Annotated in this window: 16 protein-coding genes; 10 read left to right on the top strand and 6 right to left on the bottom strand. The window is 65.1% G+C overall.

The window, feature by feature from the left end; genetic code table 11:
* Positions 1 to 75 precede the first annotated feature (75 nt).
* On the top strand, positions 76 to 1479 hold the full coding sequence (locus tag GCT19_RS08475) for an MFS transporter (protein ID WP_152851613.1): 1404 nt from the start codon (positions 76 to 78) through the stop codon (positions 1477 to 1479).
* Positions 1480 to 1502: 23 nt separating this feature from the next.
* Here the strand turns inward: GCT19_RS08475 and GCT19_RS08470 are convergent, their stop codons facing one another.
* Positions 1503 to 2549, bottom strand: coding sequence for a S1C family serine protease (locus tag GCT19_RS08470; protein WP_152851612.1), 1047 nt, complete (start codon positions 2547 to 2549; stop codon positions 1503 to 1505).
* A 183-nt stretch (positions 2550 to 2732) separates the two neighbouring features.
* Between GCT19_RS08470 and GCT19_RS08465 the strand changes: the two genes are divergently transcribed.
* Entirely contained in the window at positions 2733 to 3131 is a 399-nt protein-coding gene (locus tag GCT19_RS08465) for a VOC family protein (protein ID WP_152851611.1), read from the top strand.
* A gap of 163 nt (positions 3132 to 3294) precedes the next feature.
* Positions 3295 to 4221: a polyphosphate kinase 2 gene (ppk2, locus tag GCT19_RS08460; RefSeq protein WP_018433979.1), complete on the top strand. Its 927-nt coding sequence runs from the start codon at positions 3295 to 3297 to the stop codon at positions 4219 to 4221.
* A 98-nt stretch (positions 4222 to 4319) separates the two neighbouring features.
* Here ppk2 and GCT19_RS08455 read toward each other — a convergent pair whose 3' ends face one another.
* On the bottom strand, positions 4320 to 5906 hold the full coding sequence (locus GCT19_RS08455; protein ID WP_152851610.1) for an inorganic phosphate transporter: 1587 nt from the start codon (positions 5904 to 5906) through the stop codon (positions 4320 to 4322).
* Positions 5907 to 6140: 234 nt separating this feature from the next.
* Positions 6141 to 6734, bottom strand: a complete 594-nt coding sequence (locus GCT19_RS08450) for a short chain dehydrogenase (protein WP_018433981.1) — start codon at positions 6732 to 6734, stop codon at positions 6141 to 6143.
* Between the two features lie 226 nt (positions 6735 to 6960).
* On the opposite strand from GCT19_RS08450, the gene GCT19_RS08445 reads away from it, so the two are divergent.
* Positions 6961 to 7806: a CHAD domain-containing protein gene (locus GCT19_RS08445; RefSeq protein WP_152851609.1), complete on the top strand. Its 846-nt coding sequence runs from the start codon at positions 6961 to 6963 to the stop codon at positions 7804 to 7806.
* A gap of 105 nt (positions 7807 to 7911) precedes the next feature.
* The gene (locus tag GCT19_RS08440) at positions 7912 to 9507 is read left to right on the top strand and encodes a GGDEF domain-containing protein (RefSeq protein WP_018433983.1); all 1596 of its coding nucleotides are present in this window, start codon (positions 7912 to 7914) and stop codon (positions 9505 to 9507) included.
* A gap of 64 nt (positions 9508 to 9571) precedes the next feature.
* Here the strand turns inward: GCT19_RS08440 and GCT19_RS08435 are convergent, their stop codons facing one another.
* The 3 genes from GCT19_RS08435 to GCT19_RS08425 all read right to left on the bottom strand — a co-directional run bounded on the left by GCT19_RS08435 (position 9572) and on the right by GCT19_RS08425 (position 12761).
* Positions 9572 to 10681, bottom strand: coding sequence for a VTT domain-containing protein (locus tag GCT19_RS08435; protein WP_152851607.1), 1110 nt, complete (start codon positions 10679 to 10681; stop codon positions 9572 to 9574).
* Positions 10682 to 11058: 377 nt separating this feature from the next.
* Positions 11059 to 11697: a GTP cyclohydrolase I FolE gene (gene folE / locus GCT19_RS08430; protein WP_018433985.1), complete on the bottom strand. Its 639-nt coding sequence runs from the start codon at positions 11695 to 11697 to the stop codon at positions 11059 to 11061.
* A 134-nt stretch (positions 11698 to 11831) separates the two neighbouring features.
* The gene (locus GCT19_RS08425; RefSeq protein WP_013092343.1) at positions 11832 to 12761 is read right to left on the bottom strand and encodes a LysR family transcriptional regulator; all 930 of its coding nucleotides are present in this window, start codon (positions 12759 to 12761) and stop codon (positions 11832 to 11834) included.
* Between the two features lie 430 nt (positions 12762 to 13191).
* Here GCT19_RS08425 and GCT19_RS08420 point away from each other — a divergent pair, with 430 nt between their 5' ends.
* The 5 genes from GCT19_RS08420 (at position 13192) to pcaC (ending at position 17441) form a co-directional block, all read left to right on the top strand.
* Entirely contained in the window at positions 13192 to 13899 is a 708-nt protein-coding gene (locus GCT19_RS08420; protein WP_018433986.1) for a 3-oxoacid CoA-transferase subunit A, read from the top strand.
* 13 nt (positions 13900 to 13912) lie between these two features.
* Complete coding sequence (locus tag GCT19_RS08415; RefSeq protein ID WP_013092341.1) at positions 13913 to 14572, top strand: 3-oxoacid CoA-transferase subunit B; 660 nt, start codon at positions 13913 to 13915, stop codon at positions 14570 to 14572.
* Positions 14573 to 14866: 294 nt separating this feature from the next.
* A complete protein-coding gene (locus GCT19_RS08410) occupies positions 14867 to 16246 on the top strand; it encodes a 3-carboxy-cis,cis-muconate cycloisomerase (protein ID WP_152851606.1) in 1380 nt (459 codons plus the stop codon).
* A 5-nt stretch (positions 16247 to 16251) separates the two neighbouring features.
* Positions 16252 to 17043 (top strand): 3-oxoadipate enol-lactonase, encoded by a 792-nt coding sequence (pcaD, locus tag GCT19_RS08405; protein ID WP_152851605.1) that lies wholly within the window; start codon positions 16252 to 16254, stop codon positions 17041 to 17043.
* Positions 17040 to 17441 carry a 4-carboxymuconolactone decarboxylase gene (gene pcaC / locus GCT19_RS08400; protein ID WP_018433988.1) on the top strand — a complete coding sequence of 134 codons (402 nt, stop codon included), beginning with the start codon at positions 17040 to 17042 and terminating at the stop codon, positions 17439 to 17441. The genes pcaD and pcaC overlap by 4 nt, the downstream gene beginning before the upstream one ends.
* Positions 17442 to 17464 lie beyond the last annotated feature (23 nt).

Raw genomic sequence — 17464 nt, 5'->3', positions numbered from 1 at the left:
GCGACAACATTTGTTGCCGCCGCAATGCCATAATCGGCACTTTCCATTGATGGCGGGCCGCCCGTCGCCATGACAATGCTGCTCGCTTTAGGCGCTTTCATCGTTCCGCTGATCGTCGCGTGCGCGATGTTCATGGAAAACGTGGACGGCACGGTCATCGTGACGTCGCTGCCGGTTCTGGCGCGCGACCTCGGTCATGATCCGATCACGCTGAAGCTTGCGGTTACCGCGTATGTGATCGGCCTTGGCGTCTTTATCCCGATCTGCGGCTGGGTCGCCGACCGCTTCGGTTCGCGCACCGTGTTCCGCACCGCAATCGGCATCTTCATGGCGGGCTCGCTGCTGTGCGCGGCCTCCACTTCGCTCGATACCTTCGTGCTTGCGCGCTTCGTGCAGGGCATCGGCGGCGCGCTGATGGTGCCGGTGGGGCGCATCATCATCTTCCGTTCGCTGCCGAAGTCGGAGTTCATTCGCGCGATCAACTATCTAACGGTGCCGGCGTTGCTCGGCCCGGTGGTCGGGCCGCCGCTCGGCGGCTTTATCACGACCTATCTGCACTGGCGTCTGATCTTCGTGATCAATGTGCCGATCGGGCTGCTCGGCATCTGGCTCACCAACAAGTACATCGCCAATACGCGCGAACCGCATCCAGGCCGGCTCGACTGGCTCGGCTTCGTGTTGTCGGCGAGTGGCGCTTCGCTGTTCATGCTCGGGCTCTCGCTCGTTGGCGGCGAACTGGTGTCGACGGGAGAATCGGTGGGCATGTGCGTGGCCGGCATCGTGCTGCTGCTGGTTTATGTGCTGTACGCGAGCCGCGTCGCGCTGCCGGTGCTCGATCTGCGTTTGCTGCGCATTCCGAGTTTTCATGCGAGCGTGATCGGCGGTTCGCTGTTTCGTATCGGTCTTGGCGCGGTGCCATTCCTGTTGCCGCTCGCGTTGCAGGAAGGGCTCGGCATGACCGCGTTCAGAGCCGGCGCGATCACGTGCGCGTCCGCGTTCGGCTCGATCTTCATGAAGACGGTGGCGTCGCGCATTCTCGAACGCTTCGGCTTTCGCACCGTGCTGATGGTCAATGCCGCGTGCGCGGGTCTCGCGATCGCCGTGTACGGGTTGTTCTTTCCCGGCACGCCGCATTGGGTGATCTGGTGCATCGTGCTGGTGGGCGGCTTCTTTCCCTCGCTGCAATTCACGTCGCTCAATACGCTGGCCTATGCGGATATTCCGAGCAGCGACGTCGGCCGCGCAACGAGTGTTGCGAGCGTGATCCAGCAGATGTCGCTCGGCCTCGGCGTGACGATCTCGGGCATCGTGCTGCTGATTTCGCATCGTCTGCAAGGGCATCCGAACATCGTGTTCTCCGATTTCTGGCCGGCGTTTCTGGTCGTCGGCCTGTTCTCGTGCCTGTCGATTCCGATTACCCGGCGGCTGCCGCGAGACGCGGGTGATGAGATCGCGCGGGGCAGCCGCGGGCGCGCGTAAGTCAAGACACGGGCGCAGTCTTCTTACCCCGCCTGCTCCACCGGCGTCACCGTCAACTCCACTCGCTGCGCGCCGCGCAACACCGTCACGCTGACCGGCTTGTCGATACGCGAAGCATCGAGCGTGCGTTGCAGACCATCCACATCCTGCACCGGCTGTGCGTCGATCGCGACGATCGTGTCGTCGGTGCGCAAGCCGCCGAGCGCAGCCGGACTGCCTTTGACGATCTCCATGACGTGCACGCCGCTTTGCGTGCCGAGGCCAAAGTAGCGCTGCACACGCCGCGACAGCGGCGCCGTCGTGCCTGCCACGCCGATATACGCGCGTCGCACGCGGCCATGCGCGAAGATTTGCATGATGACCCACTTCGCGGTATCGATCGCGGTCGCGAAACAGATGGCCTGTGCGCCAGGAATGATCGCGGTATTCACGCCGATCACCTGACCCGCCGAATTGATCAGCGGTCCGCCGGAGTTGCCCGGATTCAACGCCGCGTCGGTCTGGATCACGTCGTAGATCATGCGGCCGGAGTTCGAGCGCAGCGACCGGCCCAGCGCCGAAACGACGCCGGTCGTCACGGTCTGCTGCAGCCCCAGCGGGCTGCCGACCGCAATGGCGATCTGCCCGACGCGCAGCCTCGACGATTCGCCGAGTTCGACATGCGGCAGCGGCTCCGGCGAACCGATGCGCAGCACTGCGAGATCGCTGCCGGGATCGTCGCCGACCAGATCGGCGTCGAACTTCGCGCCGTCGGCCAGCGTCACCTGGATATGCGTCGCGCCATGCACGACGTGGCTATTGGTCAGCAGGTAGCCGTCGGGCGTGAACAGAAAGCCCGAGCCGGTGCCGCCGCGCGCGCCGCGCCCATGCGCGGACGCGTCGCCGGGCAGCCGGCGCTCGACGGCGATAAACGCGACCGCCTGCTGCACGCGCTCCAGTGCGCCGATCACGGTGCGGGAGTAGGCGTCCAGCAGCGCGTCGTCGTCGGTCAACAGGTCGATGGATTGGGGCCCGGGGGCGTCGGATGCGGCGCTCGACAGGTCATCGATGAAGCGTGGACGGCTTCCCATAACGATGCTCCGGATAGACGGGCTGCGAGATGCGGGGCGTCGCGCGGGTTTTCAAGGGCATCCTGGGCAGGGGCGCCCGGGGCCGTCCCGGGCGCAGCGCCGCACTGGCTGTCACCGCGTGTGAGACACTTTTTCCGGCGGGCCGTCGCTCGCCGCTCACTCGCGCCCACGGAGACCCTCTTCATGTCCGCATCTACCGCTTCAGCGCCGCAACCCCCGCAGCCGGACCCACGCATCGAGTCTCTGAGCGCGATCACGCTCGCCACCAGTGACATGCAGCGTGCCGTCGCGTTCTACCAAGCGCTCGGCTTTCCGCTCAAGTACGGCGGTCCGCGCGAGGCCTTCACGTCGTTCGTGTTCGGCAGCTCGTATCTGAACCTGATCGCCGATGCGCGCGCGCCGGTCAACTGGTGGGGGCGCGTCATCATCTACGTGTCCGACGTCGACGCGATCTATGCCAAGGCGTTGGCGGCGGGCTTGCAGCCGTCGTTAGCGCCGTCGGATGCGCCGTGGGGCGAGCGCTATTTTCATATCACCGATCCGGACGGCCACGAACTGAGCTTCGCGCGGCCGCTGCCCTAGCGGCGGGAGTCGAGGCAAAACTCGCTATCATGGGTGTTACCACGCATCCGCAGCGCCCGCCTACGCGGTAACACGGCTGACACCTCGCGCTTCGATAATCGAACGCGACCGCGTCGCGCTAGCCGCCGCGCGCCATCCCATTCCTGTTGCGAGGAGAGCCGCAATGAAAGAGCCGGACCAGAGACCCGATTTCGAATTGATGGCGGAGCGGCAACGCCGTTTCGAGGAAGACCTCATCGATGCCTACGACGAAGAACTCGAAATGGAGGTCGACGACCGCATCATCGACGGTCCGGCCGGCTTTACGCCCGAGCATCGCGAGGCGCGCAAGCAGTACTTCCGCGAACTGTTCCGGCTGCAGGGAGAACTGGTCAAGCTGCAGGACTGGATCGTCGCGACCGGACATCGGCTCGTCGTGATCTTCGAGGGGCGCGACGCGGCCGGCAAGGGCGGCGCGATCAAGCGCATCACCCAGCGACTCAATCCGCGCGTGTGCCGCGTGGCCGCATTGCCCGCGCCGAACAATCGCGAGCGCACGCAATGGTATTTCCAGCGCTATGTATCGCATCTGCCGGCGGGCGGCGAGATGGTGCTATTCGATCGCAGCTGGTACAACCGCGCGGGCGTCGAGCGCGTGATGAACTTCTGCACCGACGACGAATACGAAGAGTTTTTCCGCTCGGTGCCGGAGTTCGAAAAGATGCTGGTGCGCAGCGGCGTGCAGATCCTCAAGTACTGGTTTTCGATCACCGACGAAGAACAGGAAATCCGCTTCCAGAACCGCATTCACGATCCGCTGAAGCAGTGGAAGCTGAGCCCGATGGATCTGGAAAGCCGGCGCCGCTGGGAAGCGTATACGCAGGCGAAAGAAGTGATGCTGCAGCGCTCGCATATCCCCGAGGCGCCGTGGTGGGTCGTGCAGGCCGTCGACAAGAAACGCGCGCGCCTGAACTGCATTCACCATCTGCTGAGCCAGGTGCCATATCACGAGATCGAGCATCCGCACATCGAATTGCCGTCGCGTGTCTATCACGAGGACTATAGCCGCCAGCCGGTGCCCGACGCGATGATCGTGCCCGAGGTGTACTAAAAAGCGGATCGTATGAACTCGCTGGCCAACGAAAAAGCGCGATACGTATAGAAAGTACCGCGCTTTTTTTGGTGCTGGATTCCGCCGGATCGGCGAACTCAGAACACTGAACGGAATAGCCAGTACAACCCGCCGGCGAGCGCGATCGACGCGGGCAGCGTCAGCACCCATGCAAGGATCAGGCTGCGCACCGTGGCCCATTGCAGACCCGAGCCGTTGGCCGCCATCGTGCCGGCCACGCCGGAAGACAGCACGTGGGTCGTCGACACCGGCAGACCGTAGACGTCGGCGGCACCGATCGTGACCATCGCGACGAGTTCCGCCGACGCGCCCTGGCCGTACGTCAGATGCTGTTTGCCGATCTTTTCGCCCACCGTAACGACGATGCGCTTCCAGCCGACCATCGTGCCGAGACCGAGCGCAATCGCGACTGCCACCTTCACCCACGGCGGAATGAACTTGGTCGCGTGATCGATCTGCGTTCTGAAGTTGGCGATGACCTTCGCATCCTCGGGCGAGAACTGCGGCTGATTGGCCTTCTGCAACAGACGGATCGCCTCGGACGTGACATACATGTTGTTGCGCACGTTATCGACGATGCCTTGCGGCACCGCGGCCATCGAGCCAAATTCGCCGACCTGGCGGCCGATCTGCTCGGTCAATTGCTGCAGCGCCGGCAGCGTGGCGGGTGCCAGTTGACGGGTGCGCACGAAAGCCTCGACGTCGGCGCGCGGATCCGCGGAAGGCGCCGCGCCCTGCGTGTAGCGCGATAGCGTCGCCGCGGTTTGGTGCGCGACCGCGACGAAATTCTGAGTTTGCTCGGGCGTGACGGCTCTGTTCAGTGCGTACGCAGTGGGCACCGTACCGATCAGGATCAGCATGATCAGACCCATGCCCTTCTGGCCATCGTTCGAGCCATGCGCGAACGACACGCCCGTGCAGGTCAGAATCAGCAGGCAGCGAATCCAGAACGGCGGGGGCTCCTTGCCCTTCGGCTCGGCATACAGCGCGGGCACGCGCACGACGGCCTTCAGGATCAGCAGCAGCAAGCCCGCGAGCAGAAAGCCGACGATCGGCGAAAACAGCAGCGACTTGCCGACACCGAGCGCCTGAGTCCAGTCGACGCCGCTGGTGCCATTCGCACCATGCATCATCTGATTCATCAGGCCTACGCCGATGATCGAGCCGATCAGCGTGTGCGAGCTCGAGGACGGCAGGCCCAGGGACCACGTGCCGAGGTTCCAGATGATCGCGGCGATCAGCAGCGCGAATACCATCGAGAACCCGGCGCTGCTGCCGACCTGCAGGATCAGCTCGACAGGCAGCAGTTGCAGCACGCCGAAGGCGACCGCTCCGCTCGACAACAGCACGCCGAGGAAATTCCACGCGCCGGACCAGACGACAGCGATATTCGGCGTCAGCGAGTGGGTATAGATGACGGTGGCGACCGCATTGGCCGTATCGTGAAAGCCGTTGACAAACTCGAATCCGAGCGCGATCAGCAGTGCGACGCCGAGCAACAGATAGGGCAGCACGGAGCTTTCGCGCACGGGCTGCAGATCGTCTATCAGATGAACGCCGCAGTACACGGCGCCGGCGATGAGCAGGCCGGCGAAAATAACCAGGCCTGCGCTACGGCCTTTGCCGCTGGCGGCGCCTGGTTGCGGATACGAAAGTTCCGGCATGACGTGAGCCCCAAAAAGTGGTCGCAGAGTGTTCGATGCTGCTTTCGCTGCGTGTCGCAATGATGACAACTGCGTGACGGCAAATGGGGTGCAGAAAAAGACGCGGCGCCGCTTATGCTGCGCCGCGCACGCCGGTAAATACTGCGCGCAATGGCGGGTGTGAATGCTGAGACGTCCGAAGCGGACCAAGCAAGTGATGAGTAAAACCAGCCGGGGGACGCACCGCAGTTGCGCCTACGATGCGCTGACCACTTCGCCGCTGGCGCTGCCACCGAGGGTGCGTTTATAGGCTTGCGCGACGATTTCCGCCGGTACCCCTTGCGACGGATCGCGGCCCATCGATTCGAGCGTTTCGGCGACCCACCCCGGGCTCACCACATTGACGCGGGCCTTGCCGCGCAATTCGAGCGCGGCCGAGCGCGCGAACGCTTCGACACCCGCATTGACGATGCTGACGGCGGCGCTGCCTTCCATCGGCTGTTGCGCGAGCACGCCGCTAGTCAGCGTGAACGAGCCGCCTTGCGAGACATGGTCCACGCCGCAGCGCACAACATTGACCTGCCCCATCAGTTTGTTCGCAAGACTAAAAGAGAAGTCTTCGTCGCCAAGCGCCGCGAGCGGCGCGAATTTCGCCGAGCCGGCCGCGCAGATGATCGCGTCGAAGCTGCCGGCTTGCGCATACATCGCTTCGATGCTGCGTTTGTCGGACAGGTCGACGTGCAGATCGGAGCCTTTGCGGCTCGCGCCGACCACGTCATGCTCGGCGGCGAGCAGCTTTACGATGTGCGAGCCGAGCAGGCCGGTCGCACCAACAACGAGAATTCGCATACATCCTCCTGGGGTCTGTTTGCGGCATTTGCCGCGCTGCACACTGCATCGTCAAGCCGGAGCATTCGCCGGACCGCGCAATGCATGGTCCCATCGGTCGAGCATAGGCGCTCCCGACACGACGCGCCAACGCGTGACGGCAAAGCCCGTCGACATGCGCGGCGAATTCGTCGTGAGCATCAATTTTGCTACGTTGGAGGTACCGTCATGTTTCCCGGGAGCATCAATGAAGCAAGACAGTGAGACAGCCAACGAGCCGGTACCCGAAGAATCGGCACAGCGAGCCTTTACTTCCTACGCCGCGCCACTGGTCGATCAGGCGATCAGACTCGCCAAGGACATACACGACGACCCGTCGCCCGAAGCGCTGCACAAACTGCGCGTGTCACTGCGGCGGTTGCGTTCGTTGTGGTGGGCGTTCGCACCGCTGCTCGACAAGGGCGAAAATTCTCGCCAGCGCGCGGTCTACAAGTTCCTCGCCACCGCGGCGGGTAAAACGCGCGATTGGGACATCCTGATCGAGTTGCTCAAGCAGAAAGACGGCGATGCACGAGCGTTGATGCCGAAGCTCGAGCAGGCGCGCCGTGACACGCTGGCGACCAGTCGCGAGACACTGCTGAATGCCGACGTCAAACATCTGTTACGCGACGCGTTGGCCACCACGTCGGGGGAACTGCACGCCACGCACGATGCGGATATTGCGCTGCGCAAATTTGCCGCTCGCCGCATAGGCGCATCGGAGCGCTCGTTGAAAAAGCGCATCAAACGCGCGCGCCATGCAAAACGCTCGAATTACGCAGCCTTTCACGATGTCAGAAAGGCGGGCAAGAAACTGCGCTATTTGTTCGAGTTTTTCGGGCCGGTGCTTAAAATCAGTCATAAGCGCACGCTCAAGCGGCTGAAAAAGCTTCAGAAGCGCTTCGGCTTGCTCAACGATACCGTCGCCAGCGAAGCGCTGTTGCGCGACAATGCGGCGTCGCTTGCCGACGCCGATCACATCGAAGCCGCGTTGGATTGGCTCGACAGGAAACGCAAACGCCGCTTGCGCGCGGCGTCGGAGCTACTGGGCTGAGCGAGCGCGCCCCCGTCTCGCTAGCGCGGAGGACCCGCAGCCCAACATGCACGGCGCACCGCGCTGCCGGTCCGAAAGAATTGTCCGCCAAAGGAGGCGAGGAGCGTGGCACAGCATGGGCTTTCGCTGCGTCATCGGCTGCGCCTGACGTTGCATGCCGTCCGGGCCGGGATGACCCGCTTCGTGGGTAACCGGCCGTGGGTGGCGGGCGTCGCCGGGACGCTCGTCGCGTTGGCGATGTCGATCCTGACGGCGGTGGAGGTCGGCGAGGGCCGTCGCGAAATGCTCGAACATGCGCGCCAGACCTCGCAAAACCTCGTGTCGATCATTTCCGCTGATCTCGCGCGCAACGTCGAAATTTATAGTCTGTCGTTGCAGTCGATGGTGGATGCCGCGCGCAATCCCGACACCTGGACGCTGCCGGTCCCCGCACGCCAGGCGATGCTGTTCGATCGCGCGACCACCGCCGCCTTTCTCGGCGGTGCGTATGTCGTCGGCCCCGACGGCGAAGTGGCGGCCGCACAGTACGATGACGCGAACACCACGGTCCATCTCGACGACCGCGAATACTTTCAGGTGCAGCAGCGCAATCCGGCGGCAGGCCTGTATTTCTCGCATCCGTTCATGTCGCGGCTGCGCGGCGGCAAACCGTCAATCGCGCTGACGCGGCGCATCGACGATGCGCAGGGCAACTTCGCCGGCATCGCGCTGGTGGCGATTCGCATCGAGTACTTCCAGCACCTGCTGGACAGCATCGACACCGGCGAGCAGGGTTCGGTTTTCATCGGGATGGCGGACGGCACGCTGCTCGCGCACAAGCCGGTCGACGGGCGCGATATCGGCGGGAGCGTCGCAAAGTCGCCCACCTTCTTACCGATGACCGCGCACGACTCCGGCAGCTACGTATCGGTTTCGCCGGTCGACGGTGTGCGTCGCATCTTCACGTACGCGCACGTACCCGGCACGCCGCTGATCGTGGCGATCGCGCCCGCCGTCGACGACGTCCTCGCGCCGTGGCAGCGTCGCAGCCACGTGGCCGCTGCGCTGACCATCGCGTTCGGTGCGGTGTTCGTGGTCGTGTCGTGGCTGCTCGCGTTCGCGCTGCGCGACAAACAGCGCGCGCAGGCCGCTCTGCTGCGCCTCGCCTCGACCGATCCGCTGACCGGGCTCAGCAATCGCCGCATGCTCGATAAGCGGCTCGACGACGAATGGAAGCGCGCGCGACGCGACAACAGGCCGCTGTCGGTGCTGTTCATCGATATCGACCACTTCAAACGGTTCAACGATACCTACGGCCATGAGAGCGGCGACGAGGTGTTGGTCGCGGTGGCCGATTGCATTGCGTCCGTGGCGCGGCGCTCGGTCGATCTGGTCGCGCGCTACGGCGGCGAAGAGTTCGCGGTGGTGCTGCCGGATACGACGGCGCAGGGCGCGTTCGCGGTCGCGGAGCAGATTCGCCGCAAGGTGGAAAGCCGGGTCATCGTGCGTGGACACGAGGCGCCGCAGGCGGTGACGGTGAGCGTCGGCTGCGCGACGGCGCGGCCCAGCGCTGCGGATTTCGCCAACGGGCTCGCGCTGCTGGCAGCCGCTGACGCGCAGCTGTATGTGGCGAAAAACGAAGGGCGCAATCGCACCCGGTCGGCGCAGTGGGACGAGTACTCGACGGCGCAGGGGGCGTCGAGTACAGGCGCGGCGCTCTGACGCCAGAAGTTCGTTCACGTAAGCGTGGGAGCGTTTTCGGTCAGATGGTCGCGACCCGCGCGATTCAGGCGCGCTCGACACCGCGCGGCGCGAAACCGCGCAACGTCACCGCCGCTGGCGTTTCGTCCCGCCACGTCGAGCGCGGCCGGTCGGCCGCCGGACCGTCCGCGCAAGCCAGCGAGCCCACCGGGAAGCCGCGCCGCTGCCATGCATCGAGCCCGCCGCGCAGTGCGCGAATCCGTGTGTAGCCGTTACGGCGCATATGTTGCGAGACTTCGAGCGCGGTCGCGCTGTCCGGACAGATGCAATAGATGACCACGTCATGCGTGCGCAGCGCGCCGTCGATCAGTTCGGGCGAATGCGGATCGAGCGCGAGCGCGTCGGGAACCTGGCGTCGCAGATCGAGCAGCGGTGCGCCGGGACGCGCATCCAGCACGCGGGACGGCGCGATGCGGCTCAGGCGCCCGGAGTGCCGCCAGCTCCACGGCATTCTCGACGGGTCGCTCGTCGGTGACGCGTGCGTCGGCGCGGCCAGCATCGGTGTGGCTGGGGCCGACGCGGCTCGCGTGAAGCGACGCCGTTCGTAATATCGCAGATACAGCCGGTAGAGCAGATAGACGAGCGCCACCACGAGAATAATGTCGGCGAATGTGCCGCCGCGCCGTTCGACGAATGCGCGCAGCATATGCACCTCGCGCTCCACCGCCGCGCCGCCGAGCAGCCAGAAAGCCGCCCACGTGGTCACGCTCGCCAGGTCCCATAGTGCGTAGATGCGGACGTCGACGGCGGTCGTGCCCATCAGCGGCGGCGTGATCAGGCCGAGCCCAGGCACGAACTTCGAAATCGACACGAGCGGCATGCCATAGCGTTCGAATAGCGAGCGCGCCATTTCGAGCCTCGTGTCGACGACAGGCGACAGGCGGCCGAGCCATCCAAGCAGCTTGCGGCCATACAGCCGGCCGGCCGTGAACCAGGTGCCGTCGCCGATCAATGCGCCTAGCACCGCGGCGCCGAGGGTCGGCCACAACGACAGGGTGCCCGCGGCGATTGCCGAGCCCGCGAACAGCAGCATCGGCACGGCCGGAATCGGTACGCCGAGGCGCGTCAGCAGAACGTTGACGAAGACGATCGCGCTGCCCCAGGTTGAAACCGCCGACAACGGAAACTCGACCAATTGAGCCGCTCCTGTTGCTGCTGTTGGGCCGGCGCATACGTGCGCAAGGCCTCGCGCGGATGGTGCGCCTGCAGCGGATTGCAAAGGGCGTTCTCACCGCACCGTGGATTCAGCATAGCCGATGGCCTGTGCGCGGTGCGCGTGGGGCGGGGCGGATCGATTGGGGCGGCGTGGTGATCAATGAGAGAAGGGCGCGCGTCGCTGCCGGCGTCGAGCATTGGCCTTCATCGCGAGACGCAACTAACCGTCAAGCCCGCCTGCACACCACGAGGTTGCCGGCGCGCGTGAAGAGTGCGCGTGCGGGGCGCACGCTGGATTCGCAGGGGTGGGGGGGCCGCATCGTCAGCGAATCCCAAACAGCCCCTGCGTCTACCACATCAGGCATTCGGCATGGCCACCACGCCCGGATTCCCGACGATCGCCAGAAACTCCCGCCGTGTCGACGGATCGGTGCGGAACGTGCCGAGCATGCGTGAGGTGACCATCGTGACGCCCGCCTTATGCACGCCACGCGTCGACATGCACTGATGCGCGGCTTCGAGAATCACGCCGACGCCCGCCGGCTGCAGCACGTCGTTCAGCGTATCGGCGATCTGCACTGTCATCTTTTCCTGGATCTGCAGCCGTTTCGCGAACGCATCGACGAGGCGCGCGAGCTTCGAAATGCCGACCACGCGATGATTCGGCAGATACGCGACGTGCGCGCGTCCGATGATCGGCACCATATGGTGCTCGCAGTAGCTTTCGAAGCGGATGTCCTTCAGCACGATCATTTCGTCGTAGCCGTCCACTTCGGAGAAGGTGCGCGCGAGGATTTCGCGCGGATCGATCTGATAGCCGGCGAAGAACTCCTCGTAAGCGCGCGTCACGCGCGCCGGCGTGTCGATCAGGCCCTCGCGCCGTGGATCGTCGCCGGCCCAGCGCAGCAGCACGCGCACGGCTGCCTCAGCTTCTTCGCGGCTCGGGCGTTCGACGGCCGCTGCGGGTTTGGTTTTCTTTGCCTTGCTGCTGGTCATGCGTCGTCCTCCTGGATCGCGCGTCGACGCTGCGCGGCGCGCGGGGTCAGTAACTCAGGTGATTGTTCCATGTTTTGCGCCCGAAGGTGCCGATGCCCCTTTCGCCGGGGCGGTCGCGGACTTGCTTCAAGCGGCTACTTCGGCCATTCGTCCATCGCATCGTTGAACAGTTCGGCGACCACGCCGCGCAGCCAGCTGAGGCGCGGATCGTTATGAAACTTGCGATGCCAGTGCTGCCTCAGGTCGAAGCGCGGCAGCGGCAGCGGCGGCTCGACGAGCATGATCGACGCGTGCTCCGACACGTACGCGAAGCCGATCGCGTGCGGTACGGTCGCGAGCAGATCGGTGCGCGCGAGGATGAAAGGCAGGCTCATGAAGTGCGGCGTTTCGAGCACGGCGCGCCGCTTGATGCGCTTCTTTTCGAGGTACTGCTCGAGCACTTCCTGGCTGCGTCCCTCGGCCCGCACCACCGCATGCCCCGACGCCACGTATTGCTCGAGGGTAAGCGGCCCCTTCGACAGCGGATGTCCGCTGCGCATCAGGCAGATGAAGCGGTGGGTGAAGAGCCGCTGCTGAAAGAAGTTGTTGCCCGCAAGGTCCGGAAAATAGCCGACGGCGAGATCGACATCGCCCGATTCGAGCCCGCGCTCCACCTGCGACGGCGACAGCGTGACCGAGCGCAGATTCGCGGACGGCGCGCGCTCGGCGAACAGCTGCAAAAGACGCGGCAGAAACACGATCTCGCCGACGTCGGACAGCGCGATCGAGAACGTGTGCGTGCTCGTCGCCGGATCGAAGTCCTGCACGTCGAGCATGCCTTTCTCGATGCGCAGCAGCGCGTCGCGTGCGGCGGGCAGGATTGCGAGCGCGCGCGGTGTCGGCTCCATGCCTTTCGACGTGCGCACGAACAGCGGATCGTCGAAGTATTCACGCAGGCGGCCAAGCGCGGTGCTCACGCGCGGCTGGCTCACGCCGAGCTGCTCGGCGGCGCGGCTCACGTTGCGCGTGTCTTCCATCGCGACCAGATAGGGGATCAGATTCAGATCCAGATGTGTCTCGGACATGCTAGTTATGGCTCGCGGCGCGGGCGATGCAAGGCGGTGCCTATACCGTATCGCTATAGAGCCTAGTTGAAGAATCGCCCGTAAGCATAGTGGGATTTTGCGCGATCGGCTTTTTCGCACGCACGGCGGGCACTGGACGAGGGCAACCCGGACCTTCGCCGCCGCGAGCGGCGACCTATGATGAAGGGGGTTTCCCTGCCTTGACAACCCGCCCACAGGACAACCATAATCGCCGAAGCGTTCGCTAAACGAATCACTGTTCATGTAACGAACAAATTCAGCGGCGAATCAATCGAAAGCGCCAGCCCGCTCCCCCCTCGCGAGCCGTCGCCAGCATGCCCGGAGACTGTTTCCGCGCGAGCTTTGCCGCGAGCAGCTCGGCGAGGGCTGTCAGCCCAGCGGCACGTAGCGCCCCCAAAGGAAATTCGACATGATCAACAAGATTTTCGAGACACTTCAATCGGCGGTCGCCGATGTCCACGACGGCGCGACCGTCATGATCGGCGGCTTCGGCACGGCCGGCATGCCGTCCGAACTGATCGACGCGCTGATCGAGCAGGGCGCGCGCGACCTGACCATCGTCAACAACAACGCAGGTAACGGCGATATCGGCCTCGCGGCGCTGCTGAAGGCCAAGCGCGTGCGCAAGATCATCTGCTCGTTCCCGCGCCAGACCGACTCGTATGTGTTCGACGCGCTCTATCGCGCCGGCGAAATCGAACTCGAACTCGTGCCGCAAGGCAATCTCGCCGAGCGCATCCGCGCGGCGGGCGCGGGCATCGGCGGCTTCTTCACGCCGACCGCGTACGGCACCAAGCTCGCCGAAGGCAAGGAAACGCGCCTGATTGACGGCCGTCACTACGTGCTCGAAGCGCCGCTGCACGCAGACTTCGCGCTGATCAAGGCGTACAAGGGCGACCGCTGGGGCAACCTGATCTATCGCAAGACCGCGCGTAACTTCGGGCCGATCATGGCGAGCGCCGCGAAGACCGCAATCGTGCAGGTGTCGGAAGTGGTGCCGCTCGGCGGCCTCGATCCGGAAGAAATCGTCACGCCCGGCATTTTCGTGCAACGCGTGATCGAAGTGCCGCAAGCGGCGCATCTTCCCACGCCCAATCCTCACGACGCTGCTGCCTGACCCGGAGACCGACATGAAGAAACTGACCCGCGATGAAATGGCCAAGCGCGTTGCCCAGGACATCCCTGAAGGCGCTTATGTGAACCTCGGCATCGGCGTGCCGACGCTGGTGGCGAACCACCTCGGCGCCGACAAGGAAATCTTCCTGCACAGCGAAAACGGTCTGCTCGGCATGGGCCCGGCACCGGCGAAGGGCGAAGAAGACGACGAACTGATCAACGCCGGCAAGCAGCACGTCACGCTGCTGACGGGCGGCGCCTACTTCCATCACGCGGATTCGTTCGCGATGATGCGCGGCGGCCATCTGGACTTCTGCGTGCTCGGCGCGTTCCAGGTGTCGGCGAAGGGCGACCTTGCGAACTGGCACACCGGCGCGCCCGACGCGATTCCGGCGGTCGGCGGCGCGATGGACCTCGCGATCGGCGCGAAGCAGGTCTACGTGATGATGGAGCACCTGACCAAGCAAGGCGAAAGCAAGATCACCGCCGAGTGCTCGTATCCGGTCACCGGTATCGGCTGCGTGACCCGTATCTATACGGACCTTGCGATGATCGACGTGACGAAGGAAGGCCTCGTCGTGCGCGAGATTTTCACGGACATCGGCTTCGACGAACTGCTGAAGCTGACCGGCGTGCCGATGACCGACGGCACGCAGGCCGCGCGCGCGGCCTGATGGTTGGCTGAGGCGTCGCGGCGGCGGCCCGCTTTGCGGCCGCGTCGATGGCGCCTCGTCTGAAGGCAGCATTGCACGAACGGGCCAGCGCTGACGGGGCAAACTCTTCGTCAGCGCTGGCCTGGCAACATCAGCGACAGCCTGGCCGCGTTTGGCGCACAATACGCAGCACAAAGTGCGGCACGCATATGGCACGAGCGCGCTACAAGCGCTGGTCCACCGCGGTGTCTGCTTCGATCCGCTGCGCGCCGCGCCGCTGCTTCACTTCCGATTCCCTCAAACATCGTCGTCACCATGCTCGACTCCAGCGCCCGTCTGACTGGCCTTCTTTGCGGCACACAGCCGATGAACGACATCTGGGCGCCGCGTGCCACGCTGCAGCGAATGCTCGACGTCGAAGCCGCGCTCGCGCGTGCCTCTGCCGCGCACAAAGTCATTCCCGAATCCGCCGTCCCCGCGATCGAAGCGGCCTGCCAGGCCGACCAGCTCGACGCGGACGCGCTCGCACGCGACGCCGCGCTCGGCGGCAACCTCGCCATTCCGCTCGTCAAGCAACTGACCGCACGTGTCAAAGCCGCCGATGCCGAAGCGGGCAAATACGTGCATTGGGGCGCGACGAGCCAGGACATCATCGACACCGGGACGGTGCTGCAACTGCGCGACACCTTCGACCTGCTCGACAACGGCCTGCACGCCACCTGCGACGCGATCGCGAAACTCGCGGCCACCCATCGCGCGACGCCGATGATCGGCCGTACGTGGCTGCAACAGGCGCTGCCTATCACGCTGGGTCTGAAGTTCGCGCAATGGCTCGACGCGCTGTTGCGTCATCGCGAGCGGCTCGATGCGTTGCGCGAACGCGTGCTGGTGCTGCAATTCGGCGGCGCGGCCGGCACGCTCGCGAGTCTGCGCGAGGCGGCGCCGCAGGTCACGCAGTCGCTCGCCGAGGAACTCGGCCTCGCGGTGCCGACGTTGCCGTGGCATACGCAGCGCGATCGCATCGCCGAGACGGCGTCGCTGTTCGGCATGCTGATCGGCACGCTCGGCAAGATCGCGCGCGATGTGTCGCTGCAGATGCAAACCGAAATCGACGAACTCGCCGAACCGGCGGCGGCCGGCAAGGGCGGATCGTCGACGATGCCGCACAAGCGCAACCCGGTCGGTTGCGCGGCGGTGCTGACGGCCGCGACGCGCGCGCCCGGCCTGGTCGCAACCGTGTTCGCCGGCATGGTGCAGGAGCACGAGCGCGCGCTCGGCGGCTGGCAAGCCGAATGGGACGCGCTGCCGGATCTCGCGCGTCTCGCGGGCGGCGCGCTCGCGAACATCGAACAGATCGCGTCCGGCTTGAACGTGAACGTGCCGCGACTCGCGAAGAATCTCGACGTCACGCACGGGCTGATCCTCGGCGAAGCGGTGATGCTCGCGCTCGGCGATTCCATCGGCCGGCTCGACGCGCATCATCTGGTCGAGCGCGCGTCGAAGGCGGCGATCCGCGACGGCAAGACGCTGTACGACGTGCTTGCCGCCGACGCGGCCGTCACCGAACATCTTTCGATCGAGCGCCTGAAGCAGCTGCTCGATCCCGCTCAATACGTCGGCCAGGCGCACGCATATGTCGACGCCGCGCTGACGCTTCACACCACGCGCGCGCAGCGCGCCCATTCCAAGGAGTAACCGGCATGCCCTACGCCGCAGTCAACGGCACCGAGCTTCACTATCGCATCGACGGCGACCGTCACGGCCACGCGCCGTGGCTCGTGCTGTCGAATTCGCTCGGCTGCGATATGTCCATGTGGACGCCGCAGGTCGCGGCGTTGTCGAAGCACTTCCGCGTGCTGCGCTACGATACGCGCGGTCACGGCCATTCGGAAGCGCCGAAGGGCCCGTACACGATCGAGCAACTGACCGGCGACGCGCTCGGTCTGATGGATACGCTGAAGATCGCGCGCGCGAATTTCTGCGGCATTTCAATGGGCGGCCTGACCGGCATCGGGCTCGCCGCGCGTCACGGCGACCGCTTCGAGCGCGTCGTGCTGTGCAATACGGCCGCGCGCATCGGCTCGCCGGAAGTCTGGGTGCCGCGCGCCGCGAAGGCGCGCTCGGAAGGCATGCTCGCACTCGCCGACGCGGTGCTGCCGCGCTGGTTCACGGCAGACTTCATCGAGCGTGAGCCGGTCGTGCTGGCGATGATCCGCGACGTGTTCGTGCATACCGACAAGGAAGGCTACGCTTCGAACTGCGACGCGATCGACGCGGCCGATCTGCGTCCCGAAACGCCGGCCATCAAGCTGCCGACGCTCGTGATCAGCGGCACGCACGACCTCGCCGCCACGCCCGCGCAGGGCCGCGAACTCGCACAGTCGATTCCGGGCGCACGCTACGTCGAGCTCGACGCCTCGCATATTTCCAACATCGAAAAGGTCGACGAGTTCACGAAGACCGTGCTCGACTTCCTGACGGAGGCAAAATGAACGACGAGGACCGTTACGAAGCCGGAATGGGCGTACGTCGCGCGGTGCTGGGCAACGCGCACGTCGACCGTTCGCTCGCGAACCGCACCGAGCTGACCGAGGAGTTCCAGAACCTGATCACGCGCTATGCGTGGGGCGAGATCTGGACGCGAGAAGGTCTGCCGCGTCATACGCGCAGCCTGCTGACGATCGCAATGATGGTTGCGTTGAATCGCAGCGAAGAACTCGCGCTGCACCTGCGCGCCGCGAAGAACAACGGCGTGACGCGCGAACAGATCAAGGAAGTGCTGCTGCAGACCGCGATTTATGTCGGCGTGCCGGCGGCCAACTCGGCGTTTCATCTGGCCGACAAGCTGTTCCGCGAGGACGATGCGGCGGTCGCCGCGGCGAAGTCGTAAAGACCGCGCGCTCGTAGTTTTCA

This window comes from Paraburkholderia atlantica, from assembly GCF_009362785.1.
Taxonomy (GTDB): Bacteria; Pseudomonadota; Gammaproteobacteria; order Burkholderiales; family Burkholderiaceae; genus Paraburkholderia; species Paraburkholderia atlantica.
Note: the sequence above shows the minus strand (reverse complement) of the source record. Positions and strands in the feature narration are given on the sequence as shown.